This window comes from Nonomuraea sp. JJY05, assembly GCF_043496855.1.
GTDB lineage: Bacteria > Actinomycetota > Actinomycetes > Streptosporangiales > Streptosporangiaceae > Nonomuraea.
On sequence record NZ_JBIEIS010000036.1, the window covers coordinates 113,298 to 137,753 of the forward strand.

General features: G+C 69.7%; 23 protein-coding genes and 1 riboswitch. Of the genes, 11 read left to right on the forward strand and 12 right to left on the reverse strand.

What is annotated here, in order from left to right:
• Positions 1-164: 164 nt before the first annotated feature.
• A complete protein-coding gene (locus ACFKCF_RS43055; RefSeq protein WP_394501149.1) occupies positions 165-1,037 on the forward strand; it encodes a hypothetical protein in 873 nt (290 codons plus the stop codon).
• Positions 1,038-1,089: 52 nt separating this feature from the next.
• On the opposite strand, the gene purL is transcribed toward ACFKCF_RS43055, so the two are convergent.
• The 4 genes from purL to purS all read right to left on the reverse strand — a co-directional run bounded on the left by purL (position 1,090) and on the right by purS (position 5,080).
• Complete coding sequence (gene purL, locus ACFKCF_RS43060; protein ID WP_394501150.1) at positions 1,090-3,339, reverse strand: phosphoribosylformylglycinamidine synthase subunit PurL; 2,250 nt, start codon at positions 3,337-3,339, stop codon at positions 1,090-1,092.
• Between the two features lie 67 nt (positions 3,340-3,406).
• A complete protein-coding gene (gene purQ / locus ACFKCF_RS43065; RefSeq protein WP_192788396.1) occupies positions 3,407-4,090 on the reverse strand; it encodes a phosphoribosylformylglycinamidine synthase subunit PurQ in 684 nt (227 codons plus the stop codon).
• A 138-nt stretch (positions 4,091-4,228) separates the two neighbouring features.
• Positions 4,229-4,615, reverse strand: a complete 387-nt coding sequence (locus ACFKCF_RS43070; protein WP_394501151.1) for an ATP-binding protein — start codon at positions 4,613-4,615, stop codon at positions 4,229-4,231.
• A gap of 219 nt (positions 4,616-4,834) precedes the next feature.
• On the reverse strand, positions 4,835-5,080 hold the full coding sequence (gene purS, locus ACFKCF_RS43075; RefSeq protein WP_185069016.1) for a phosphoribosylformylglycinamidine synthase subunit PurS: 246 nt from the start codon (positions 5,078-5,080) through the stop codon (positions 4,835-4,837).
• 300 nt (positions 5,081-5,380) lie between these two features.
• Here purS and pdhA point away from each other — a divergent pair, with 300 nt between their 5' ends.
• The 4 genes from pdhA to ACFKCF_RS43095 all read left to right on the forward strand — a co-directional run bounded on the left by pdhA (position 5,381) and on the right by ACFKCF_RS43095 (position 9,263).
• Entirely contained in the window at positions 5,381-6,475 is a 1,095-nt protein-coding gene (gene pdhA, locus ACFKCF_RS43080) for a pyruvate dehydrogenase (acetyl-transferring) E1 component subunit alpha (RefSeq protein ID WP_394501152.1), read from the forward strand.
• A complete protein-coding gene (locus ACFKCF_RS43085; protein WP_394501153.1) occupies positions 6,472-7,452 on the forward strand; it encodes an alpha-ketoacid dehydrogenase subunit beta in 981 nt (326 codons plus the stop codon). Before pdhA ends, ACFKCF_RS43085 begins: the two co-directional genes overlap by 4 nt.
• Before the next feature lie 17 nt (positions 7,453-7,469).
• On the forward strand, positions 7,470-8,852 hold the full coding sequence (locus tag ACFKCF_RS43090) for a dihydrolipoamide acetyltransferase family protein (protein WP_394501154.1): 1,383 nt from the start codon (positions 7,470-7,472) through the stop codon (positions 8,850-8,852).
• 117 nt (positions 8,853-8,969) lie between these two features.
• Positions 8,970-9,263 carry a Dabb family protein gene (locus ACFKCF_RS43095; protein ID WP_394501155.1) on the forward strand — a complete coding sequence of 98 codons (294 nt, stop codon included), beginning with the start codon at positions 8,970-8,972 and terminating at the stop codon, positions 9,261-9,263.
• On the opposite strand, the gene ACFKCF_RS43100 is transcribed toward ACFKCF_RS43095, so the two are convergent.
• From ACFKCF_RS43100 to ACFKCF_RS43110, 3 genes are all read right to left on the reverse strand, one after another.
• Complete coding sequence (locus tag ACFKCF_RS43100) at positions 9,260-9,484, reverse strand: hypothetical protein (RefSeq protein WP_394501156.1); 225 nt, start codon at positions 9,482-9,484, stop codon at positions 9,260-9,262. The genes ACFKCF_RS43095 and ACFKCF_RS43100 overlap by 4 nt on opposite strands.
• 71 nt (positions 9,485-9,555) lie before the next feature.
• A complete protein-coding gene (locus ACFKCF_RS43105) occupies positions 9,556-10,494 on the reverse strand; it encodes an MBL fold metallo-hydrolase (RefSeq protein WP_394501157.1) in 939 nt (312 codons plus the stop codon).
• A 49-nt stretch (positions 10,495-10,543) separates the two neighbouring features.
• The gene (locus ACFKCF_RS43110; protein ID WP_394501158.1) at positions 10,544-12,349 is read right to left on the reverse strand and encodes an acyl-CoA dehydrogenase; all 1,806 of its coding nucleotides are present in this window, start codon (positions 12,347-12,349) and stop codon (positions 10,544-10,546) included.
• Positions 12,350-12,452: 103 nt separating this feature from the next.
• Between ACFKCF_RS43110 and ACFKCF_RS43115 the strand changes: the two genes are divergently transcribed.
• From ACFKCF_RS43115 to ACFKCF_RS43125, 3 genes are all read left to right on the forward strand, one after another.
• Entirely contained in the window at positions 12,453-13,250 is a 798-nt protein-coding gene (locus ACFKCF_RS43115; protein ID WP_394501159.1) for a class I SAM-dependent methyltransferase, read from the forward strand.
• Positions 13,251-13,275: 25 nt separating this feature from the next.
• Positions 13,276-13,334: riboswitch (guanidine-III (ykkC-III) riboswitch) on the forward strand.
• A gap of 32 nt (positions 13,335-13,366) precedes the next feature.
• Entirely contained in the window at positions 13,367-13,681 is a 315-nt protein-coding gene (locus ACFKCF_RS43120; RefSeq protein ID WP_185069007.1) for a multidrug efflux SMR transporter, read from the forward strand.
• A gap of 37 nt (positions 13,682-13,718) precedes the next feature.
• Positions 13,719-14,102 (forward strand): VOC family protein, encoded by a 384-nt coding sequence (locus ACFKCF_RS43125; RefSeq protein ID WP_394501160.1) that lies wholly within the window; start codon positions 13,719-13,721, stop codon positions 14,100-14,102.
• 2 nt (positions 14,103-14,104) lie between these two features.
• Here ACFKCF_RS43125 and ACFKCF_RS43130 read toward each other — a convergent pair whose 3' ends face one another.
• Positions 14,105-14,554 (reverse strand): hypothetical protein, encoded by a 450-nt coding sequence (locus tag ACFKCF_RS43130; protein WP_394501161.1) that lies wholly within the window; start codon positions 14,552-14,554, stop codon positions 14,105-14,107.
• Positions 14,555-14,630: 76 nt separating this feature from the next.
• Here ACFKCF_RS43130 and ACFKCF_RS43135 point away from each other — a divergent pair, with 76 nt between their 5' ends.
• The gene (locus tag ACFKCF_RS43135) at positions 14,631-15,095 is read left to right on the forward strand and encodes a GNAT family N-acetyltransferase (protein WP_394501162.1); all 465 of its coding nucleotides are present in this window, start codon (positions 14,631-14,633) and stop codon (positions 15,093-15,095) included.
• On the opposite strand, the gene ACFKCF_RS43140 is transcribed toward ACFKCF_RS43135, so the two are convergent.
• Positions 15,074-15,616: a PadR family transcriptional regulator gene (locus ACFKCF_RS43140; RefSeq protein WP_394501163.1), complete on the reverse strand. Its 543-nt coding sequence runs from the start codon at positions 15,614-15,616 to the stop codon at positions 15,074-15,076. The genes ACFKCF_RS43135 and ACFKCF_RS43140 overlap by 22 nt on opposite strands.
• Positions 15,617-15,685: 69 nt before the next feature.
• Between ACFKCF_RS43140 and ACFKCF_RS43145 the strand changes: the two genes are divergently transcribed.
• Entirely contained in the window at positions 15,686-16,459 is a 774-nt protein-coding gene (locus ACFKCF_RS43145) for an alpha/beta hydrolase (RefSeq protein WP_394501164.1), read from the forward strand.
• Here the strand turns inward: ACFKCF_RS43145 and ACFKCF_RS43150 are convergent.
• Entirely contained in the window at positions 16,437-18,452 is a 2,016-nt protein-coding gene (locus ACFKCF_RS43150) for a molybdopterin-dependent oxidoreductase (protein WP_394501165.1), read from the reverse strand. The genes ACFKCF_RS43145 and ACFKCF_RS43150 overlap by 23 nt on opposite strands.
• A 202-nt stretch (positions 18,453-18,654) precedes the next feature.
• On the opposite strand from ACFKCF_RS43150, the gene ACFKCF_RS43155 reads away from it, so the two are divergent.
• Positions 18,655-21,030 (forward strand): YbhN family protein, encoded by a 2,376-nt coding sequence (locus tag ACFKCF_RS43155; RefSeq protein WP_394501166.1) that lies wholly within the window; start codon positions 18,655-18,657, stop codon positions 21,028-21,030.
• Here ACFKCF_RS43155 and mgrA read toward each other — a convergent pair whose 3' ends face one another.
• On the reverse strand, positions 21,031-22,023 hold the full coding sequence (gene mgrA / locus ACFKCF_RS43160; RefSeq protein ID WP_394501167.1) for an L-glyceraldehyde 3-phosphate reductase: 993 nt from the start codon (positions 22,021-22,023) through the stop codon (positions 21,031-21,033).
• Entirely contained in the window at positions 22,020-24,110 is a 2,091-nt protein-coding gene (locus tag ACFKCF_RS43165; protein ID WP_394501168.1) for a S9 family peptidase, read from the reverse strand. The genes mgrA and ACFKCF_RS43165 overlap by 4 nt, the downstream gene beginning before the upstream one ends.
• Positions 24,111-24,456 lie beyond the last annotated feature (346 nt).

Consider the following 24,456-nt stretch of genomic DNA (forward strand, 5'->3'; position numbering starts at 1 on the left):
GCCAATGCGTCGTTTTACTCACCGGCGTTTCGAAATCCTGTCAATCTGGTCAGTAACCCTCCGTTTCGTGATGGATGCGTTATGTAGTTTCTGTCATCTCTTGGAACGATTGAAACGTGCATCTCATGGACAACATGAGCATCACTGGTTCCGGAAGGACAGCCGTGGCTAACAAGGTTCGCGGTGGGCGCACGCTCACCCTCGCCGCCGTGGGGGCGCTGGCCGCCTCGCTCCTCACCGTCGGTGGCGTCGCCACCGCATCGTCGGCCGCCGGCGAGGTGCACGCCTGCGTGCACAAGAAGACGCGGTACGCCCGCATCGTCAACCCCGGCACGAAGTGCCGGAAGACGGAGGAGCGGATCCTGATCGGCGGCGCCTCCCAGACGACCATCCAGCAGGGCCAGCAGGGGGCTCAGGGCCCGAAGGGCGAGACCGGCCCGGCCGGCCCGCAGGGGCCCAAGGGCGAGATGGGCCCGAAGGGTCCGCAGGGCCTCAAGGGCGCCACCGGCCCCCAGGGCCCGAAGGGCGAGACCGGCCCGCAGGGGCCGAAGGGCGCGGACGGCAAGGACGGCCTGCCCGGCAAGAACGGCCAGGACGGCAAGGACGGCCTCCCCGGCAAGAACGGCCAGGACGGCAAGGACGGCAAGGACGGTCTGCCCGGCAAGCAGGGCGAGAAGGGCGACCAGGGCCCGCGGGGCCCCCAGGGTCCGCAGGGCGAGCCCGGCGACGGCGCCGACTACGCCACCTACACCAAGACCGCGTCCCTGACCTCGACCGGCTCGGCGACGGCCAGCTGCGACAAGGGCGGCATGGCGACCGGCGGCGGCTTCTCGTTCACCGCCCTCAAGAACGCCGTCGTCATGAGCAGCGCGCCCAGCGGCGGCACCGGATGGACGGTGAGCGTGGCCAAGGACGACAACGGCAGCAACACCTACTCCGCCACCGACACGGACCAGAAGACCACCAGCAGCGCCAACCACGGCACCAGCGTCAGCGGCACCGTCTACGTCGTGTGCCTGGGCCAGAAGAAGGCGTAACACGCGAAAGAGGGCCGGTACGGGCGATCCGTACCGGCCCTCCGGAAGACCGTCAGCCGAACAGCGCGGGCAGCGCCGCCGAGTGCGTCTCCCGCAGCTCCTCGACCGGCACCTCGAACACGCCCTCGACCACCAGCGAAGCGCCTCCGGTCGTGCCGAGCCCGTAGCAGGGCACCTCGTGCCGCCCGCACAGCGACGCGAACTCCTCGTAGGCCTCCGGCCGCACCGTGACCAGCGCCCGCGCGGCCGACTCGCTGAACAGGTCGGTGAAGGCGTCACCGCTCAGCGCCACCGAGGCCCCGACGCCCCGCGCCAGGCACGACTCCGCCAGCGCGACGGCCAGCCCGCCGTCCGACAGGTCGTGCGAGCCCTCCAGCAGCCCCCGCCTGGCGGCCTCGACCAGCACGGTCGCCAGCGCCTGCTCGGCCTGCAGATCGGCCCGCGGCGGCAGCCCGCCGAGGTGACGGTGGGCGACGTGCGCCCACTCCGAGCCGCCGAACTCCTCGTGCGTGTCGCCGAGCAGCACGACCTTCAGCCCCTCGGCGGTGAAGCCGGACGGCACCCGCTTGGCCACATCCTCGATGACGCCCAGCACGCCCACGACCGGCGTCGGGTGGATGGCCGTCGAGCCCGTCTGGTTGTAGAAGGAGACGTTCCCGCCGGTCACCGGCACGCCCAGGGTGCGGCACGCGTCGGCCAGGCCGCGCACGGCCTCGGCGAACTGCCACATGACCTCGGGGTCCTCGGGCGAGCCGAAGTTGAGGCAGTTGGTCACGGCCAGCGGCTTGGCGCCGGTCACGGCCACGTTCCGGTACGCCTCGGCCAGCGCCAGCTGCGCCCCCGCGTACGGGTCGAGCTTGGCGTAGCGGCCGTTGCCGTCGGTGGACAGCGCGATGCCCCTGGTGGTCGGCTCCGCGCCCGCCATGACCTCCGAGATCCGCACCATGCCCGCGTCGGCCGGCTGGGCCAGCACGGTGTTGGAGCGGACGTAGCGGTCGTACTGGGAGGTCACCCACTCCTTGGAGGCGAGGTTGGGCGAGCCGAGGAGCTGGAACAGCGTGGCCCGCAGGTCCGCGGGCCGCTCCAGCCGGTCGGGCGTGTCGGCGTTGAGCGCGGCCTGCCCGGACGGCTCGTGGTAGGGACGCTCGTAGACGGGCCCGTCGTCGGCCGCCGTGCCCGGCGGGATGTCCACAATGACCTCGCCGTCCCAGGTCATGACCAGGCGACCGGTGTCGGTGACCTCGCCGATGACGGTGGCGGGGACGTCCCACCTGTCGCAGATCGCCATGAACGCCGCGATGTCGTCGGGCCGGACCACGGCCATCATCCGCTCCTGCGACTCGCTCATGAGGATCTCCTCGGGCCTGAGCGAGGGGTCGCGGAGCGGGACGAGGTTGAGGTCGACGTGCATGCCGCCGGTGCCCTTGGCGGCCAGCTCGGTCGTCGCGCACGACACCCCGGCCGCGCCGAGGTCCTGGATGCCGACGACCACGTCGGCCGCGTACAGCTCCAGGCAGCACTCGATGAGCAGCTTCTCCATGAACGGGTCGCCCACCTGCACGGCGGGCCGCTTGGCCTGCGACTCGTCCTCGAAGGTCGCCGACGCCAGCACGGAGGCGCCGCCGATGCCGTCGGGGCCGGTGGACGCGCCGAACAGCACGACCTTGTTGCCCGGGCCGGGCGCGGTGGCCAGCTTGATCTGGTCCTTGCGCAGCAGGCCCACGCACAGGGCGTTGACCAGCGGGTTGCCGATGTAGCAGGGGTCGAAGGCGACCTCGCCGCCGATGTTGGGCAGGCCCAGGCAGTTTCCGTAGTGGCTGATGCCCTCGACCACGCCGGGCAGGACCCGGCGGGTGTCCACGGCGTCCGCGCCGCCGAAGCGCAGCGCGTCCATCACCGCGATCGGGCGCGCGCCCATCGACATGATGTCGCGGACGATCCCGCCGACGCCGGTGGCCGCGCCCTGGTGCGGCTCGACGTAGGACGGGTGGTTGTGCGACTCGATCTTGAACGTGGCCGCCCAGCCGTCGCCGATGTCCACCACGCCCGCGTTCTCACCCATGCCCACGAGCAGCGCGTCAGACTTGGGCGCCTTGGTGGCGAACTGCTTGAGATGCACCTTGGACGACTTGTACGAGCAGTGCTCGGACCACATGACGCTGTAGATGGCCAGCTCGGAGCCGGTGGGACGGCGACCCAGGATCTCCTTGACCCGGTCGTACTCGTCCTGCTTCATCCCCAGCTCGGCGAAGGGCATCGGCTCTTCGGGCGTCTCCGCCGCCCGCTTCACGCTGTCGGTCATTCGCCCTCCTTCGTCGGTCGAATGGCCGACTTGTCGACTGCGCCCATTGGTCGCTCGCTTCGCTCGCTCATGCGTTCACCAGCTTCTTGAGGACGGAGGTGAAGAATCCGAGGCCGTCGGTGCTGGGCGCGCCGACCAGGTCCTCGACCGCGTGCTCGGGGTGCGGCATGAGGCCGACCACGTTGCCCGCCTCGTTACGGATGCCCGCGATGTCGTTGAGCGAGCCGTTGGGGTTGCCGCCGACGTAGCGCACGACCACGTGGCCGCCCGACTCCAGCGCGGCCAGGGTGTCCTCGGAGGCCACGTAGCGGCCTTCGCCGTGCTTGACCGGCAGCACGATCTCCTGGCCGGGCTCGAAGGAGCTGGTCCAGGGGGTGGCCGTCTGCTCGATCCGGACCCGCTGGTCACGGCAGACGTAGTGGAGCGAGGCATTGCGGGTCAGCGCGCCGGGCAGCAGGTGGGCCTCGCAGAGGATCTGGAACCCGTTGCAGGTGCCGATCACGGGCAGCCCCGCCCTGGCGGCCGGGATGAGCTCGTCCATCAGCGGCGCGAACCGGGAGATGGCGCCGCAGCGCAGGTAGTCGCCGTAGGAGAAGCCGCCGGGCAGGAAGACGGCGTCGACCCCCTTCAGGTCGTGGTCGGCGTGCCACAGCGGCACCGCCTCCGCGCCCACGAGGCGTACGGCCCTGGCGGCGTCCTGGTCGTCGAGAGTTCCTGGAAACGTGACTACGCCCACACGGGCAGCGCTCATGACAGTCGTCCCCTCCGAGGAATGCGCGCGCACGCGCCACCGTCTCTTCGGGTGGACGGCGGTCTGCGGCGGTGTCTTCAGATTATCGGGTGCTGCCGGGTGGTCCACATCGGCTCGTGCGTCGGGCGGAGGCGCAGGTCAGACGGCTGCCAGCTCACGGGGACGGGCATCCGCCGCGTCGTCCCAGGCGAGGTGCTTGCGCAGGTGGACCGTGGTGCCGCGGCCGGGCGTGATGCCGAAGGAGATCTCGTCCACCACGGAGCGCATGATCAGCAGACCACGGCCGTTCTCCGTGTCGGGTGGAGGGAAGTGCGGCGGCATCGTCGGCAGCCCGTCGCCGCTGTCCGCGACGCGCACGTCGCAGCGGCCATAGCCGATCGCCGCGCTCACTTCGTAGCGGTTGGCGGGACCCCCGTGCCGGACCGCGTTGGAGCACGCCTCGGAGACGGCGAGGAGCATGTCGGCGATGCACGTCTCACTCACGTTGAGTGAACGCATGGCATCGCCCAGCACTCGCCTGACCATCGGTATGCCGATCGCATCCCGAGGCAGTGCCAACGAGAACTCAATATCCACCGGACTCCTCCGGGCGCCAGAACGTCACCTGGAGTAGGTTTCCCTGTGAAAACGGGGCTAACCGCAAAATCACGTTGTTGTTATTTAGTGTTGGCACGCCCGTGGCATTGTGCCTCCCCCGAACCCCGCTTTAACCGGCCAGGGGGGAATGCGGGCGGCAAATCTCCCCTAATCCTCAACCCGGACGCTGTAGTCCTCGATCACCGTGTTGGCCAGCAGGGTCTCGGCCATCTTGCGGACCTCCTCGAGCGCCGCCTCGTCGGCCGGCCCGTCGAGCTCGACCTCGAAGCGCTTGCCCTGGCGCACGGCCGAGACGCCGGAGAAGCCGAGCCTGGGCAGCGCCCTGGCGATCGCCTGGCCCTGCGGATCGAGGATCTCGGGCTTCAACATGACGTCCACGATGACGCGGGCCACTGCGTTCCTCCTGGATGCGGTGGGTGACTGGGAAGCACAGCCTACCGGCGCGTGTGGCTGCCGACACAACGGGAACGGGGAGGACATGGGGCTTGCGCGCAGGGCTGTGACGTCTGCCACGATGTCCCCAAACGCGTACGAACCACCACCAGATGGTTCATCGCCTGGAAGGCCGGCCCAAGGTGGCAACCCCATCGAGGACCTGCCCTGACGAACGCAACAGGAGTGGCTCATGACCGAGCTTGTCGAGGTCATCGATAGACACAGCACATGTGTCACGAGGCCGACAAAGGAGGCCTCGTGACAGTCGACGCCTCTCGTGGTGCCTCTGACGCACCTCCGGAGCTCGTCCAGTTGCTCACCCCCGAGGGGGAGCGGGTAGAGCACCCCGACTACGACATCGACCTGACCGATGAGGAGGTCCGGTCGCTCTACCGCGACCTGGTCCTCGTACGGCGCATCGACCTGGAGGCCGTGGCGCTGCAACGCCAGGGCGAGCTGGGCATCTGGGCCTCGCTGCTGGGCCAGGAGGCGGCCCAGATCGGCTCGGGCCGCGCATTGACCGACTCCGACATGGCCTTCCCCACCTACCGCGAGCACGGCGTGGCGTGGTGCCGCGACGTCGACCCGGTGAAGCTGCTCGGCCTGTTCAGAGGCGTGAACCACGGCGGCTGGGACCCCAAGGAGCACAACTTCCACCTGTACACGATCGTGATCGGCAGCCAGACCCTCCATGCGGTCGGCTACGCGATGGGCATCCAGCGCGACGACGCCAGCGCCGCCACGATCGTCTACTTCGGCGACGGCGCCACCTCGCAGGGCGACGTGAACGAGTCGTTCATCTGGGCCAGCGTGTTCAACGCGCCGATCGTGTTCTTCTGCCAGAACAACCAGTGGGCCATCTCCGAGCCCCTCGAGAAGCAGACCCGCATCCCCCTCTACCGGCGCGCCTCCGGCTTCGGCTTCCCGGGGATCAGGGTGGACGGCAACGACGTGTTCGCCTGCCTGGCCGTGACCAGGAAGGCGCTGGAGGCCGCTCGCACCGGTCAGGGGCCGACGCTCATCGAGGCGTTCACGTACCGGATGGGCGCCCACACCACCACCGACGACCCGACGCGCTACCGCGTGGCCAGCGAGCTGGAGGCGTGGAAGCTCAAGGACCCGATCGAGCGGGTCAGGTCGTACCTCTTCAAGAACGAGCACGCCGACCCGTCGTTCTTCGACTCCGTTGACGCCGAGGCCGACCAGCTCGGGGCCGACCTGCGCAGGCGCTGCCTGGCCATGCCCGACCCCCAGCCGCTCGACATCTTCGACCACGTCTACCGCGAGCCCCACGCCCTGATGGACCAGGAGCGCGCCCAGTACGCGGCCTACCTGGAGGGGTTCGCCAAATGACGGTCATGAGCCTGTCCAAGGCGCTCAACGAGGGCATGCGCAAGGCCATGGAGGACGACCCCAAGGTCCTCATCATGGGCGAGGACGTCGGCAAGCTGGGCGGCGTCTTCCGGGTCACCGACGGCCTGCAGAAGGACTTCGGCGAGGACCGCGTCATCGACACGCCGCTGGCCGAGTCGGGCATCATCGGCACCGCCATCGGGCTGGCGCTGCGCGGCTACCGGCCGGTGTGCGAGATCCAGTTCGACGGGTTCGTCTTCCCGGCCGCCGACCAGATCATCACGCAGCTCGCCAAGATGCCGATGCGCTCGCTGGGCGCGATCAAGCTCCCGGTCGTCGTGCGCATCCCGTGCGGCGGCGGCATCGGCGCGGTCGAGCACCACAGCGAGTCGCCCGAGGCGTACTTCACCCACACGGCGGGGCTGCGCGTCGTCTCCTGCTCCAACCCGGCCGACGCGTACACCATGATCCAGCAGGCCATCCGCAGCGACGACCCGGTGATCTTCTTCGAGCCCAAGCGGCGCTACTGGGAGAAGGCCGACATCGACACCGGCTCCACCGACTGGTGGCCGCCGCTGCACGCGGCCAGGGTCGTGCGGCCCGGGTCCGACGTCACGCTGCTGGCCTACGGCCCCATGGTCAAGACGTGCCTGGAGGCCGCCACGGCCGCCGAGGAGGACGGCCGTTCGCTGGAGGTGATCGACCTGCGCTCGCTCAACCCGCTGGACGAGGCGGCCGTGATGGACTCCGCGCGCCGTACCGGACGGGTGGTGGTCGTCCACGAGGCCCCCGTCAACAGCGGTTTCGGGGCCGAGCTGGCGGCCAGGATCACTGAGCAGTGCTTCTACCACCTGGAGTCGCCGGTGCTCAGGGTCGGCGGCTTCTCCACCCCCTACCCGCCGTCGAAGCTGGAGGAACACTACCTGCCCGACCTGGACCGGGTGCTCGACGCCGTCGACCGGGCCTTCGGGTACTGAGGGGGGTTGGGATTCTCATGCGACGCGAGTTCAAGCTCCCTGACGTCGGCGAAGGGCTGACGGAGGCCGAGGTCGTCCGCTGGCACGTCGAGGCGGGTGACGCGGTCAAGGTCAACCAGATCGTCGTGGAGATCGAGACGGCCAAGTCGATCGTCGAGCTCCCGATCCCCTGGGACGGGGTGGTCGCGGAGCTGCTGGCCGAGGCGGGCCAGACGGTCGACGTCGGCGCCCCCATCATCGCCGTCGACACCTCCGAGGTCTCGGAGGAGACCAAGGCGCTGGCCGAGGACCTGGTGCCCACGCCTCCGGCGGAGGGCGCCGTCGAGCCCGGGGCCCACGGCAGCCCCGCTCCCAAGGAGGAGCGCCAGGCGGTCCTGGTCGGCTACGGCGTCAAGACCGGCGCCACCAAGCGCCGTCCCCGCAAGCCCCAGGTTCCCGGCATCCCGGCGAACCCGGTGGCCAACCCCTCCCGCGTGGAGGTGGACGGCGGCACCGCCCCTGCTCCTGCCCCTGTCGCGCCGCCCGCCGGCCGGGCCGGCGTCCTCGCCAAGCCACCCGTACGGAAGCTGGCCAAGGACCTCGGCGTCGACCTGGCCACCCTCGCCGGCACCGGCCCCGAGGGCTCGATCACCCGCGAGGACGTCCACGCCGCGGCGGAGGCCAAGGCGGCCCCGGTCGCCGAGGTGGCGGCATCCGAGCGGCCGGAGGAGCGCATCCCCGTCAAGGGCGTGCGCAAGATGACCGCCCAGGCGATGGTCGCCAGCGCCTTCACCGCTCCGCACGTCACCGAGTTCCTCCAGCTCGATGTGACGAACACCATGGAGACGGTGCAGCGGCTGCGCACCTTCCGGGACTTCGCGGACGTCAAGGTGTCCCCGCTGCTGCTGGTGGCCAGGGCGGTCCTCACCGCCGTCAAACGCCACCCGATGATCAACTCGTCGTGGGACGAGGCGGCGCAGGAGATCGTGGTCAAGCGCTACGTGAACCTGGGGATAGCCGCCGCCACCCCCCGCGGCCTGGTGGTGCCCAACGTCAAGGACGCCCACGCCCTGTCGCTCCCCGAGCTGGCCGGGCGGCTGGCCGAGCTCACGGAGACCGCCAGGGCGGGCCGCACCCAGCCGGCCGAGATGGCCGGCGGCACCTTCACCATCACCAACGTCGGCGTCTTCGGCGTCGACGCCGGCACCCCCATCCTGAACCCCGGCGAGGCCGCCATCCTCGCCGTCGGCCAGATCAGGGACATGCCGTGGGTGGTGGACGGCGAGCTGGCGGTGCGCAAGGTGACCACCCTGGCCCTCTCGTTCGACCACCGCATCGTGGACGGCGAGCTGGGCTCGATGTTCCTGCGCGACGTCGGCGACATGCTGGAGGACCCGCTGCACATGCTGGCCTGGAGCTAGCCGGGGAGACTACGGCGACCGCCGGGAGGACCCCTCCCCCGGCGGTCGCAGTAGGCCGGAACACCCGCACCCATCCCGTACAGAGTCGCGCCGTCGCGATCTGATACACCTGATCGCATGATTCGCCACATCGTGCTGTTCACCTGGACCGAGGCCGCGACCGACGAGCAGAAGGAGACGGTGACCGCCGAGCTGGGCAAGCTGCCCGGCATCATCCCGCAGCTCCGCTCGTTCACCGTGGGCGCGGACGCGGGCATCAACCAGGGCAACCACGACTACGCGGTGGTGGCCGACTTCGACGACGTGGAGGACTACCTGGTCTACCGCGACCACCCGCAGCATCAGGCGGTGATCGCGGAGCACATCAGGCCGATCCTGGCCTCCCGGGCCGCGGTGCAGCTCAGCCTCTAGATCTCCGGCGGGTTGTTCTCGCGGCGCATCAGCCTGTCCTCGGAAGTGTGGCCCCTCCTGGGGGCCAGCACGATGCTCAGCACCACGCCCACACCACCGACGATCATGAAGATGAGCCCGACGACGTCCATGTGGACGGCCTTGCCGAACACGTCGGGCTCGATCGCGAATCTCAGGATGGCGCCAAGCGTGAGGAAGAAGATGCTAACCCCGACACCCATGACGACCTCCAGGCAAACGGCGAGTACAGCCACGGTCATACCCGGGTAAAGAAGATCACACCCGTGACATCTCAGGCGAGGCACGACAATGGCTTGCCGCCGTTGTACGTGATCATGTCGAACACGGCGGTGACCAGGTCGATCGGCGCACCCAGCGGCTGGCCGTCGAGCTCGGCGTAGGCGCGGTGCAGGTTGCCCACGATGCGCTCGGAGTCCAGCAGCCCGCCCCACTCGCCCAGGTCGGCCTCCCAGGCCACCTCCAGCGGCGACAGCCCCGCCGCCCGGCCGCGCGCCGCCGTCTCCTGGACGAACCGCAGGTAACCCTCGACCCGGTCGTACGCCTCCGGCCCGCACACCCCGCCGTGCCCCGGCACGATCGTCTCCGCCCCCAAGGCCCTGAGCTGGTCGAGCGCGTCCAGCGCCCCGGCCACCGAGCCCATCAGGACGAACGGCGTCCCGCCGTTGAAGACGAGGTCGCCCGCGAACAGCAGCCGCCGCTCGGGAATCCACACGTACGAGTCGTTCGTCGTGTGCGCGGCATGGCCCACGTGCCGCACCTCGCACCGCAGGTCGTCGGAGTGCAGGGTGATCCGGTCGGTGAAGGTGAGGAACGGCGGCGCCACCTCCATCTCGCCCCACTCCACCTCGGGCGACCACGCGGCGCGGTAGGTGGGGACGCCCTCGGCCAGGATCTGCTCCCGCACGCCCTCGTGCCCGACGATCGTGGCCTCGGGGAAGAGCCAGTTGCCGAACGTGTGGTCGCCGTGGTGGTGGGTGTTGATCAGCGTGGTGATCGGCCGGTCGGTGACCTTGCCGATGGCCTCCCGGAACGTCCGCGTACGGCGCTCGGTCGAGCAGGCGTCGACGCAGATCACGCCACGCCGGCCGGCCAGGAAGCCGGTGTTGTTGATCCACCAGCTCCCGTCGGGCTGGATGTAGGCGAAGACACCCTCGGACACCTCTTCGACCCGGGGCGGGGGAAGGGGATGGTCGTGAGAAGTCGAGCTCATGCCGCGACCGTACTCCCTCGAAGCGCTCTCCGACCCCCGCCTCCGCGGGTTAGAAGGCCTCCTCGGGAAGCTCCATGAGCTCCTGCCCCGTGGACTCCAGCACCCGGCGCTCGACCGCCAGCCGCGGCAGGACGGTCTTGGCGAAGAACGAGGCCGCGGCCACCTTGCCGAGGTAGAACGGGTCCTCGCCGTCGGCCAGCCTGGCCAGGGCCACCTCGGCCTGCCGCAGCAGCAGCCAGCCGATCACCAGGTCGCCCAGCGCCAGCAGGAGCCGGCTGGTGTTCAGCCCCACCTTGTACACCTCGGCGGGTGCCTCCAGCGAGCTCAGCGCCCAGCCCGCCATGGTGTCGCCCATGGCCTTGACCTCGCCGGCGGCCTCCGCGAGGAGCTTGCGCTCCTCCTTGAGCCGGCCGTTGCCCGCCTCCGAGCCGGCGAACTCGCCGATCTCGGCCAGCAGCGACCCGACCGCCGCGCCCTGGTTGCGCAGGATCTTCCGGAAGAACAGGTCCAGGCCCTGGATCGCGGTCGTGCCCTCGTACAGTGAGTCGATCTTGGCGTCCCGGATGTACTGCTCGATCGGGTAGTCCTGCAGGTAGCCCGAGCCGCCGAGGGTCTGCAGCGAGCGGGAGAGCAGCTCGTACGACCGCTCGGAGCCGACGCCCTTGACGATGGGCAGCAGCAGGTCGTTCATCTCGCTGGCGTGCCGGTCGCCGGGGTCGACCAGGAGGGCGTCCTGGAACGTGGCCGTGTAGAGCACCAGGGCCCGCATGCCCTCGGCGTACGACTTCTGCAGCATGAGCTCGCGCCGCACGTCCGGGTGGTGGGTGACGGTCACGCGCGGGGCGGCCTTGTCGGCCATCCGGGTCAGGTCCGCGCCCTGCACGCGGGACTTGGCGTACTCCAGCGCGTTCAGGTAGCCGGTGGAGAGGGTGGCGATGGCCTTGGTGCCGACCATCATGCGGGCGTGCTCGATGACCATGAACATCTGCCTGATGCCCTCGTGGACGTCGCCCACCAGCCAGCCGACGGCCGGGTGCTTGTCGCCGAACGTCAGCTCGCAGGTCGTGGAGACCTTCAGCCCCATCTTCTTCTCGACGTTGGTGACGTAGACGCCGTTGCGCTCGCCCAGCTCGCCGGTCTCGAGATTCACGTGGAACTTCGGCACCAGGAACATCGACAGCCCCTTGGTGCCCGGGCCGTGGCCCTCGGGGCGGGCCAGCACGAGGTGGAAGATGTTCTCGGACAAGTCGTGCTCGGCGCTGGTGATGAAGCGCTTGACGCCCTCGATGTGCCAGCTGCCGTCCTCCTGGCGCACCGCCTTGGTCCGTCCGGCGCCCACGTCGGAGCCGGCGTCCGGCTCGGTGAGCACCATCGTGGCGCCCCACTCGCGCTCGATGGCCAGCTCGGCGAAGCGTTTCTGCTCCGGCGTGCCGACCTTCCACAGCGTGTAGGCGAAGTTGGGGCCCGCGGCGTACATATACAGCGCCGGGTTCGAGCCCAGCACGAGCTCGGCCGTGGCCCAGGCCAGGCTCCTCGGGATGCCGGGGCCGCCCAGCTCGGCGGGCAGGTCGAGGTTGGCCCAGCCGCCGTCCACCAGCGCCTTGTAGGACTTCTTGAAGCCCTCGGGCACCTTCACGGAGCTCGTCGCGGCGTCGAACACGGGCGGGTTCCTGTCGCCCTCCTCGAAGGAGTCGGCCAGGACGCCGGTGGCCAGCCTGTTGACCTCGTCGAGGATGCCCCGGGCGACCTCCTCGTCCACGTCCGCAAAAGGCCCTGTGCCGAGGATCTCGCGTCGCCCGAACACCTCGAAAAGGTTGAATTCCAGGTCTCGCACGTTGCTCTTGTAGTGGCCCATGGGGTCGATCTCCTTGAACCGAGGGGTATTCGTACTGGCGAGTAACCTTACTCTGCAATGCTACCCGCGGGTAACCCGAGGTATGCGTGGCATGCTCGTCTCCATGGACGCCGAAGAACTCGCCGCGAGATGGCGAGAGCGCCTGGAATCCTGGGCCATCCCCGACCAGATCATGGCCCAGGCTTCTGCCGACCCCTGGAGTCACTCGCCCGAGCGGTTCGGCACCCGGACCGACAGGGCGCTGGCCGAGCCCGACGACGGTCCCACCATGACCCGGCTCTTGGAGGCGCTGCCCGACAAGGGCACGCTCCTCGACGTGGGCTCGGGCCCTGGTGCCTCGTCCCTGCCGCTGCACGAGCGCATCGGCCACCTCTACGCGGTGGACACCTCGGCGTCGATGCTGGAGGGGCTGACCGCCAGGGCCGAGAAGCTCGGCGTGCCGGTCACGGCGATCGAGGGGCGCTGGCCCGACGTGGCCGGCCGGGTGCCCGTGGTGGACGTCACCGTCGCCGCCCACGTGGTCTACAACGTCCTCGACCTGGCCGGCTTCCTGCGGGCCCTCGACGGGCGCACGCACGGGCGGGTGGTGCTGGAGCTCACGCACCGCCATCCCATGAGCTGGATGACGCCGCTGTGGCAGCACTTCCACGGAGTCGACCGGCCGGTCCGGCCCATCGCCGAGGACTGCGTGGCGCTGGCGGCGGCGCTCGGCTACCCGGTGCAGGTGGAGGAACGGGAAGCGCCCCTGGAACGATTCACCTCGCTGGAGGACCTGGCGGCCAGCGCGTGCCGCAGGGTGTGCCTCGACCCCTCCAGGGCCGAGGAGGTGGCTGCCACGGTGCTGGAGCTGGGCATGTGGCCGTTGCCGCGCGACCGATGGGTCACGATCTGGTGGGAATGATCCCGTCGAGGTCCGCGTTCTTGCCCATGAGCTGACAGCTCCCGGACGAGACGCGCCGTACCCGGAACGCCAAGACGACGCAGGCACCGCAGTCTCGTCCCAAGGGAGTTCTGATCATGGCGTGGATCGTCCTCGTGCTGGCCGGCGTCTTCGAAGTCGCCATGGCCCTTTCGCTCAAGCTCAGCAACGGGTTCGGCAATCTGTGGTGGACCCTGTCGTTCCTCGTCACGGCCGTGCTGAGCTTCGGGCTGCTCTCGTACGCGCTCAAGACCCTCGAAGTCGGCACCGCGTACGCCGTCTGGACCGGCGTCGGCGCCGCGGGCACCGCGGTGCTGGGCATGATCGCCATGGGGGACGAGGTCTCGCCGGCGCGCATCGTCTCGATCGCGCTGATCCTGGCGGGGGTCATCGGCCTGCGGGTGCTCGCCTGACCTTGACGTTCCGGCCTGTCACCGGTTGGGTGGCGGGGTGATCGAAATTCATGCCGTGACCATCGACGCCGCCGACCCGTACGAGATTGCCACCTGGTGGAGCAAGGCCACCGGGCTGCCGCTCGGCGAGGGCGACAAACCGGGCGACGACGAGGTCATGCTCCGTACCAAGCAGGACCCGTTCCTGCTGTTCATCCGGGTGCCCGAGGGCAAGACCGTCAAGAACCGGATCCACCTCGACGTCAACGGCACCGAGGGCAGGACCCGCGACCAGGAGGTCGAGCGGCTGATCGGGCTGGGCGCGACCGTCCACGACGACCGGCGGCAGCCCGACGGCACCGGCTGGGTGACGATGCTCGACCCGGAGGGCAACGAGTTCTGCGTGTGCCGGAGCCAGGCGGAGCGGGAGGCGCAGAGCTGACCTCACCGGGCCGAATTGGCGCGGCCCTGCATGGTGAGGGTCAGGATGCCGGCGATCAGATAGACCAGCGCGCCGTGCCACAGGGCGTGGATGCCGGAGCCGAACACTCCTTCGCCGTCGAGCACGAGCTGCACCGGATAGTCCAGCACGGCCGTGATGCCCGCGGGCAGCAGCGCGAACTTCCACGGGTGCTTCAGCGACCAGAGGCGGGCCTGGCGGGTCACCCGGTCGCCCTCGTGCGGCTTGGAGACCGCGCCGATCGCGGCGATCAGGGCGAACAGGCTGATGCCCAGGCCCAGCGCCCACACCAGGTCGGCGCCGCCCGTGAGCACGCCCAGGCCGAAGCTGGTCGCGGCGATGGCGCCGCCGCCGATGGCGGCGGCCTTCCAGGGGGCGCCGCGGAGCGCGGCGCCCGACAGCGAGACTTCATCCCGTCGGCTGATTTCGTTCATGTCACTCATGGTGCCTTTTCGGCCCCCTTGGGGGCATCGGGGACGGACCCTGAGCCATCCCTGACATCATTCGGACATGCAGCAAAGTGAGAAAGTGCTCTTCCGCACGGCCCGCAAGGAGGATGTGCCGGCCATCGTGGCGATGCTGGCCGACGACCATCTCGGCGCCGCGCGCGAGGGTGACCCCGGCGACGAGCGCTATCTGGCGGCGTTCGAGCGGGTCGACGGCAATCCGTACGACGAGTTGATCGTGGCCGAGCTGGACGGCGAGGTGGTGGGCACGATGCAGCTCACGTACCTGGCCGGACTCTCGCGGCTGGGCGCCGAGCGGTGCCAGATCGAGGCCGTGAGGGTCGCCGCCGCCGCTCGCGGCCAGGGCCTCGGCGGCCGGATGATCGAGTGGGCGATCGACCGGGCCCGGGAGCGCGGCTGCGCCATCGTGCAGCTCACCTCCGACAAGTCACGTACGGACGCGCACCGCTTCTACGACAACCTCGGCTTCACGGCCTCCCACGAGGGCTACAAGCTCTCGCTGAGCTGAGCCAGCATCCAGCGGCACCAGTCGGCCCGGTGCCGCTCGTAGCTCAGCCCGCAGCGCAACGTGGCGTAGTTGCCGAACCGGGGATCGCCGAAGGCGGGCGGCCCGTCGAATGACGCCTCCTGCCGCTCGTACTCGGCCAGCCGCTCCTCGTGCGCGGCGAGCTGGTCCGCGAACATCCGCCTGACCAGCTCCGGCTCGGCCAGCCACGACGCGTACGTCTTCAGCACCAGCTCGTCGCGCTCCGGCCGCTCGCGGGGCGGCTCGGTGACCCATTCCCGCAGCGCCGCCCCGCCCTCGGCGGTCAGGTGGTAGACCTTCCTGCCCTGCGGCCCAGGCCCGTGCTCGGCCTCGAATCCGACCAGCCCCCCGGCCCGCAGCTTCTGCAGCTCGGCGTGGATCTGGCTGTGCCCGGCCGTCCAGAAGTAGCCGACGGGTCGCCGCATGGCCGCGGCGAGGTCGTACCCCGTGCGCTCGCCGCGCGCCAGCACGGCGAGGATCGCGAATCCCAGCGTTGAGGTCATGGTTCGCCCAAGGATATGGTGCTCTTGCAACTATGTCAGAACTGACATAGTTGAGAGGAAAGGGCGGCCATGCGCGCGTTGGTAGGTGTGGTGGGGCTCATGGTGGGAGTGCTGACGGCCTGCGGGGGCGCGGCCAGCACCGGTGCCGCGGTGCCCGGCCCGAGCATGGCTCCCGAGGCGACGAGTCCGGCCCCGGTCCCCGAGGCGACGACGTCGGCCCCGCTTCCCACGGGGCCGAACGTCTCCGGGTGCTTCACCGAGGCGGACGGCAAGATCTTCAAGCACGACGGCGGTCTCCCCGGCGTGATCACCGGTGACGGCCCGGTGGGCGTCGTCATCACCTACGAGCGCCGGGGCAACGTGTGCACGTGGCGGCCGCTGTCGGACCGGCTCGTGGCCGCCGGCTACCGCGTCCTGCTGTACGCCAGGAGCTCCGCCACGCTCCCCGAGGACGGCGCCGTCGCCATGGGCAGGCGCCTGGTCAAGGAGCCGGGCATCAAGCGGATCTTCCTGGTCGGCGGCTCGATCGGCGCCACCACCGCGGTCCCTGCGGCCCTGAGGCTCGGCTCGAAGGCGGCCGGCGTGGTGGCCGTCTCAGGCGAGATCAGCGCGGAGAAGGCGGCCAGGCTGACCGTGCCGCTGCTCCAGATCGGCTCCGCGAACGACGGGTACGGCGGCGCCGACGACCTCGCCAAGGCGCACGACGCCGCCACCAAGGCCCCCGACAACCAGACGATGGTCATCCCGGGGGAGAGCCTGCACGCCTCGGCCCTGTTCGCCAGTCCTCACGGCAAGGACGTGCTCGACCGGATCGTGGCGTTCATGGACCGGCACAAGGGCTGATCTCGACCAGGTTGTCGTGGAAGCCCGGCCCCTTGCCCATGTCCCCGTCCCGCTCGGCCACGACCGCGTTCGGGTTGGCGCCGCCGGGGGTCAGCTTCGGCCAGCGCCCCTTCGGCGAGGCCACCACCCCGGCCGCCACGCGGTCGCTGATCTCCACGTCCGCCAGGAACTCGCCGCCGTCGTTGTGCACGCGTACCCGCTGACCGGCCACCAGCCCCCTGGCGGCCGCGTCGGCCGGGTTGACCAGCACCACCGGATCCTTGGCGCGGCGGCGCAGCTCCGGGTTGTTGCCGAAGGTCGTGTTGAGGAACGTGTGCGACGCCGGCGTGACGAGCGCCAGCGGGTACGGCGAGCCGTCCCGCGCGTCGGCCGTGTGGGACGGCGTGTACGCCTTGCCCGCAGGCGGGAAGCGCATCCTGCCCGACCGCGTCGGGAAGCCCTCGGCGAACGGCGCGAAGGGCTCGGGATAGTTCATCCGCACCCAGCCCTCCTTGCGCAGCCGGTCCAGCGTGATGCCCTCCAGCGACGGGTGCCCGCTCGACAGCAGCTGCTCGGCCAGCTCCAGGTCCGAGTCGAACAGCGACGGCTCGGTCATCCCCATGTGCGCCGCCAGCCGCCGGAACGTCTCCGTCGTGGACAGGCACTCGCCGGGCGGGGGGCCGGCGGGCTCGTTCCAGAGCAGGTAGAGGTGCCCGTATCCGGCGTGGAGGTCCTGGTGCTCGGTCTGCATGGTCGCGGGCAGCACGATGTCGGCGTAGTCCACGGTGTCGGTCGGGAACTGCTCCATGACCACCGTGAACAGGTCCTCGCGGGCGAGCTGCCGCCTGATCGCGTTGGCGTCGGGGCTCGAACCCGCCGGGTTGGCCGCGTACACCCACAGGCACTTCACGTCGTCGAGCTGGGACCCCAGCTTGGTCATGACGAGGGTGCGGACGGGCTTGGCCAGCAGATCGTCGCGCATGTCGATGTCGAAGTGCACGTGGCCGCTGGTGGAGTACGCGATGCCGCCACCGGGGTGGCGCCAGTCGCCGGTGACGCCGGGGATCGAGGCGATCGTGCGCAGCGCGGTGCCGCCGCCCTGGTGCCGCTGGAGGCCCTGCGTGGCGCGGATGGCGGTCGGGCGGGTGTGGGCGAGTCTCATCCCCAGGCTGTGGATGACGGAGGCCGGGATGCCGGTGATTTCGGCCACAGTCTCGACCGGATATTTCAGGATTTCCTGGCGGAAGTCCTCCCAGCCCTCGGTGTGCTCGGCCAGGAACTCCTCGTCCTGCGCGTTCTCCGCCAGCACGACGTTGAGCAGCCCGAGCGCGAGCGCCGCGTCCGTGCCCGGCCTGATCGCCAGGTACTCGTCCGCCTGGTCGGCCGTCCTGGTGCGGATCGGGTCGATGGCGACGACGTGCGCGCCGTTCGCCCGCGCGTCCTGGATGAACTTCCACAGGTGGTGGCCGCTGGTCAGCGTGTTCGTGCCCCAGAGCAGGATCAGCTTGGCCAGCGCGAAGTTCTCGGGGTCCATGCCGCCCGGGGTGCCGTTCGTGCGCATCAGTCCGCTGCTGCCGGCCGCCGAGCAGATGTTGAGCCAGTGCTTGGAGGCGCCCAGCATGTTCCAGAACCGCCGCCCGGCCACGCCCTCGCAGCCCTGCAGGTAACCGAGCGTGCCGGTGCCCAGATACGGCCAGATGGCCTGCCCGCCGTGCTCCTCCACGATGCCGCGCAGCCGCCGCGAGATCTCGTCGAGCGCCTCGTCCCAGGAGATGCGCTCGAACTGGCCGGAGCCCTTGGGCCCGATGCGGCGCATCGGGTGGAGGATGCGGTCGTCCGCCCGGGTGTGCTCGAGGTAACGGTTGACCTTCACGCACAGGGCGCCCCTGGTGTACGGGTGGTCGGGGTTGCCCCGGAGCTTGACGGCCTTGCCGTCCTCGACGGTGACCACCCAGGAGCAGCCATCCGGGCAGTCCAGCGGACAGGCTCCCAAAACCCTCAATTCACCCGACATGGGACACAGACTACGTCCCGTACCTGGAATGACGGGAGGCGCGGAAATGCGTGTAGCCTGCCCGGTGCGATGTGTGCGGGGGACGATTGAGGACACTGGAAACCTAGAGATCGCACGGTCCGGCCGGGAAGGTGCAGAATCGCTGTCGGTGGCCGAAATCAGGGAACGAGATGACACGGAGGACCTCGAGGGGGATCCAGCCGTGGTTGAGTCACGCGCGGAAAGCGACGTCTACGTTGTAGAGCCGCTGCTACCCCAGCGTCTTCGCCGCCCCTCCGACCTGCTGCGCTTCTTCGCCACGCTCATCGTGCTCGGCGCGGTGATCCTGCTCGCGCTGGTCGCCAAGCAGACGCTCATCGGCCTGGAGGCCGACGTCAAGGAGGGCGCGCAGCTCGTACCGCTGCTCAGCAGGATCGCCGCCTTCCTCGGTGGCGCGGCGGTGCTCATCGTGCCCGCGGCGTTCGCCGTCGAGCGGGTCTTCCACCGCGACGGGCTGCGCGTCGCCGAAGGGCTGATCGCCGCGATCATCGGCATGGCCGGGTCGTTCCTGCTGGGGCAGTGGCTGGTCGCCGGCAATGCCGACGACCTGCGCGTGCTGCTGACCGGTGACCGGACGATCGAGCCGGTCAACACGCTGCTCACCTCGGTCGTCGCGTACGCCACCGCCGTCCGCATCTCGCGCCGGCCCACCTGGCGCATGCTGATGTGGGCCACGATCGCCCTCTACGTCCTCGCCTTCTTCTCCGGCCGGCAGATCACGATCCCGAGCGCCATCGTCACGGTGCTGGTCGGCATGGTCATCGGCTACGCCACTCTCTACGGCGTCGGCAGCCCCAACACCAGGCCGGCGGGCAGCGCCGTGGTGACCGCGCTGCGCAAGCTGTCGTTCGCGGTGGTCTCGGCCCGCCGCATCGAGGACGACCACCAGGGCAGCCGCCGCTACGCCATCGGGCTCAGGGACGGCACCAGCCTCGACGTCACCGTGCTCGACCGCGACCGGCAGGTGGCCGGGCTGCCGTACCGGCTGTGGCGGCGCATCCGGCTCAACTCCGAGACCCGGCGCAGGGCCATCAGGTCGCTCCGGGCAGAGCTGGAGCGCGAGGCGCTCATGGCGTACGCGGCCCAGGCGGCCGGCGCCAGCACCCCCAGGCTGCTCGGCACCAGCGAGATCGGCACCGAGGCCGCGGTGCTCGCGTACGAGCACATCGAGACGCGCCCCCTCGACGAGGTGCCCGACGAGCAGATCGACGACGAGCTGCTCGCCCAGATCTGGGAGCAGGTGGAGCTGCTGCAGATCCAGCGCCTGGCGCACCGGCGGCTCACCGGCGACAGCATCCACCTCGACCGGGCGGGCCGCGTCGTGCTGACCGACGCGCGCAGCGGCGAGATCGCCGCCGGAGACCTGCTGCTCAGGCTCGACATCGCCCAGCTGCTCACCTACCTGGCGCTGCGCGTCGGCCCGGAGCGCTCCGTGCGGACGGCGGCGGCCGTCATGGGGCCCGACACGCTGGCCGCCGCCATGCCGCTGCTCCAGCGCATCGCGCTGACCAGGGAGACCCGTTCGGCTCTCTCGAAGAACAAGAACCTGCTGGCCGGCATCCGCGAGCACATCGTCGCGCTCAAGCCGCAGGGCAAGGTCGAGGAAGTACGCCTCGAACGCTTCAAACCGCGCACCCTGATCACGATCATCGCCAGCACGCTCGCCGCGTACATCGTGCTCTCCCAGCTCAGCCGGGTCGACATCTACCGCGTGGTCACCACGGCCAACTGGGCCTGGTCCGGGGTGGCGCTGGTCGCCTCGTTCGTCAGCTTCGTGGCCGCGGCCCTGATGCTGCGGGGCTTCGTGCCCGAGCCGCTGCCGCTCTGGCGTACCGTGCTCGTGCAGTTCGCCTCGTCGTTCGTCAAGCTCGTCGCGCCCGCCGCCGTGGGCGGGGTCGCGATCAACACCCGCTACCTGCAGAAGCGCGGCATCCCGCCGGCCAGCGCGGTGGCCAGCGTGGGGGCCTCGCAGCTCATCATGCTGGTCTTCCACATCGCGCTGCTGCTGCTGTTCGCCTACATCACCGGCTCCACCACGACCACGTCGTTCACCCCGTCGCGCGGCCTCGTCGTGGTGCTGCTCGCGGTCGCGGTGCTGGTCGTGGTGGTGCTCGGCGTGCCGCCGCTGCGCAGGCTGGTGACCACCAGGATGCGCAAGCTGTTCTCGAACGTGCTGCCCAGGCTGCTAGACGTGCTGCAGTCGCCGCGCAAGATGGTGGAGGCGTGCACGGGCACGCTCATGATCACCCTGGCGTTCGTGCTCTGCCTGGACGCCTGCGTGGCCGCGTTCGGGGGCACGCTCAGCTTCACCGCCGTCGCGGTCGTCTACCTCACGGCCAACGCCATCGGCTCGGCCGCGCCCACACCAGGCGGTCTGGGCGCGGTCGAACTCGCGCTCGCGGGCGGCCTTACCGTGGCCGGCGTGCCCGCCGAGCTGGCCACCTCGGCCGTGCTGCTGCACCGGCTGCTCACGTTCTGGCTCCCGGTGCTGCCCGGCTGGGCCGCCTTCACCTATCTCCAGCGGCACGAAGCGCTGTGATCAACGGGTCGTGTAGCCGGCCGTGATCTTGTCGATGGTCTCCAGCTCGTCCTCCGTGAAGTCCGGACCGTCCACGCACGCCACGTTGTCCTCAAGCTGCCGCACGCTGCTGGCCCCGATGAGCACGCTCGTCACCCGCGGGTCCCTGAGCGTCCACGACAGCGCCGTCTGGGCCAGCGTCTGCCCGCGGCCCCTGGCGATCTCGTTGAGGTCGCGGGCCAGGTCGACATCGATCCGGTCGGCGCTGAGGAACCTGCTCGTCGCCGCCCGCGAGTCCGCCGGCACGCCGTCGAGGTAGCGGTCGGTCAGCAGGCCCTGCGCCAGCGGCGAGAACACGATGCAGCCCATGCCCGCCTCCTCCACCGCGTCGAGCAGCCCGTCCTCGATCCACCGGTTGATCATCGAGTAGGACGGCTGGTGGATGAGCAGCGGCGTGCCCAGCTCGCGCATGATCCGCGCGGCCTGGGCGGTCTGCTCGGCCGAGTAGTTGGAGATGCCCGCGTAGAGCGCCTTGCCCGAGCGCACGGCCCGGTCGAGCGCCCCCATGGTCTCCTCCAGCGGCGTCTCCGGGTCGGGACGGTGGCTGTAGAAGATGTCGACGTACTCCAGCCCCATGCGCCGCAGTGACTGGTCGAGGCTGGCCAGGACGTACTTGCGCGAACCCCACTCGCCGTACGGGCCCGGCCACATGTCGTAGCCGGCCTTGGTCGAGATGATCAGCTCGTCCCGGTAGGGGGTGAAGTCCTCGCGCAGGATGCGGCCGAAGTTCTGCTCCGCCGAGCCGTACGGGACGCCGTAGTTGTTGGCCAGGTCGAAGTGCGTCACCCCGAGGTCGAACGCGCGCCGCAGGATCGCCCGCGAGTTCTCGATCGGACGGGTGTCGCCGAAGTTGTGCCACAGGCCCAGGGAGACCGCGGGCAGCTTCAGCCCGCTGCGACCGCTGCGGTTGTACGGCTGCCGCTCGTAGCGCCCGTCGTCGGCCTGATAGGTCATGAGGTGCCCCTCTCGATGATCCAGGAGAGCGCGAAGGCCTCCTCGCGCCAGGCGTCGTAGCGCCCGCTGCGGCCGCCGTGCCCGGCGCCCATCTCCGTCTTGAGCAGGAACGGCCCGCCGTTCGCCGTCGCCCGCAGCCGGGCGATCCACTTCGCGGGCTCGTGGTAGAGGACGCGGGTGTCGTTGAGGCTGGTGATGGCCAGGATCGGCGGGTACGACCGGCCGTCCACGTTCTCGTACGGCGTGTAGCTCTTCATGTAGGCGTAGACGTCGGCGTTGTGCAGCGGGTCGCCCCACTCGTCCCATTCGATCACCGTGAGCGGGAGCGACGGATCGAGGATGGTGTTCAGCGCGTCCACGAACGGCACCTCGGCCACCACGCCCGCGAACTCCTCCGGCGCCAGGTTCGCGACCGCGCCCATCAGCAGGCCGCCGGCCGAGCCGCCCCTGGCGATGATCCGCTCGCTCCAGCCGGTCGCCTTCAAATGCCTGGCCACGGCCACGAAGTCGGTGAACGTGTTGCGCTTGCTGGTGAGCTTGCCGTCCTCGTACCAGCGGCGGCCCATCTCACCGCCGCCCCTGATGTGCGCGACGGCGAAGACGAACCCGCGGTCGAGCAGCGAGAGCCTCGGGACCGAGAAGCCGGGGTCGATGGAGGTCTCGTAGCTGCCGTACCCGTACAGCACGGTCGGGGCGGGCTTGGCGGCGTCCTTGCGCTTCACGATGGACACCGGGATCCTCGTGCCGTCCTCGGCCGTGGCCCACTCGCGGAACTGCTCGTAGTCGGCCGGGTCGTAGCCGCCCAGCACCGGGCGCCGCTTGAGCAGGATCAGCTCGTGCGTGTCGAGCTCGTAGTCGTAGACGCTGGGCGGGGTGACCATGCTCGTGTAGGCCAGCCGGAGCCGCGTCGTCGTGAACTCGGGGTTGCCCGCGGGGCCGACGTCGTAGAGCGGCTCGGGGAAGTCGATCTCGTACGCGTTCCGCTCGGCGGCCTCGATCCGATCGCGCCCGTCCTGGACGTCGCCCGGGTACGGCAGCACGCGCAGGCCGGTCAGCCCGTCGCGGCGGAAGTGCACCACGGCGTGGTCGGAGAAGGCGTCGATCTCCAGGAGCCTGGTGTCGTCGCGGTGGGCGATCAGCGGGGTCCAGGTGCCGGGGGCGTCGAGCGGGGCGGTGGCCAGCTCGAAGTTCTCGGCGTTCTCGTTGTGGAGTACGTAGAAGAAGTCGCCCGCGTGCTCGACGCCGTATTCGACGCCGGTCTTCCTGGGGCGCACGACCGTGAACTCACCGGTGGGATCGGTGGCGTCCAGAATGCGCACCTCACTGGTGATCTTGCTGCCCGCGCCGAGCACGAGGTACTTCTCGCTGCGCGTGAGGCCGATGCCGACCCAGTAACGCTCGTCGGACTCCTCGTAGACCAGCACGTCCTCTTCGGTGCCGAGGGTGTGCCGGTAGACCTGGTACGGGCGCCAGGCGTCGTCGACGCGCGTGTAGAAGAACGTCGAGCCGTCGGCCGACCAGGCGCCGCCGTAGAAGATGTCGGTGATCTCGTCGGGGAGCGCCTCGCCTGTTTCGAGGTTCTTGAACTTCAGCGTGAATCGCTCGTCGCCCTTGAAGTCGGTCGAATAGGCCAGCATCGTGCCGTCGGGGGACACGGAGCTGGTGCCGATCGAGAAGAACGGGCTGTCGCCGGCGAGCTCGTTGCCGTCGAGAATCACCTCCTCGCGTTCGAGCGTGACTCCCGGGGTGATCTCCGGAGGCGCGTCGCTGTCGGCCGGGACCCGGCAGGAGACGGCGTACTGCTTGCCTTCCGAGGTGCGCGAGAAGTACCACCAGGAGCCCTTGCGACTGGCCACCGAGAGGTCGGTTTCCTGCGTGCGGCCCTTGATCTCCTGGAACACCTGCTCCTGAAGATCGGAGAGGTGAGCGGTCTGCTGTTTGAGAAACTCGTTCTCCGCCTCCAGATAGGCGGTGGTATCGGGATCTTCCTTGTTGCTCAGCCAGGCGTACTCGTCGATGACGGTGTCACCGTGGTGGGTGCGCTCAGTCGGAACCTTCTTCGCCACTGGCGGCGTGTAACTGCTCACGTGGGGAGTCTATGTTCGGCCGTGATCGATCTGTGTCCGCCGGACGTGGCGATCCGGCCCGAGGGGTCGGGAGCGCTGCTAATCTTGAAGAGCCGAAGCAGTACGGCACAACCCTTCTTCTCCTCCTCCATCACGGCGGACGTGCGCGTCCACTCGTGAGGGCTGGTAAGTTAGAGGGGTTGTCCCGGAAGCGGGGCAGGTCTTAATTCCAGCAAGTCGAGCGAGTCGGGTCAATTTGACAGGGACTTGAACGGCTGAAAGAATAAAGACACAACGAAATGAACGCCTCCGAGCGAAAGACCTGAACGGTCTCAAGTGAGGAAGTACGCGTCCGTTTCTTGAGAAC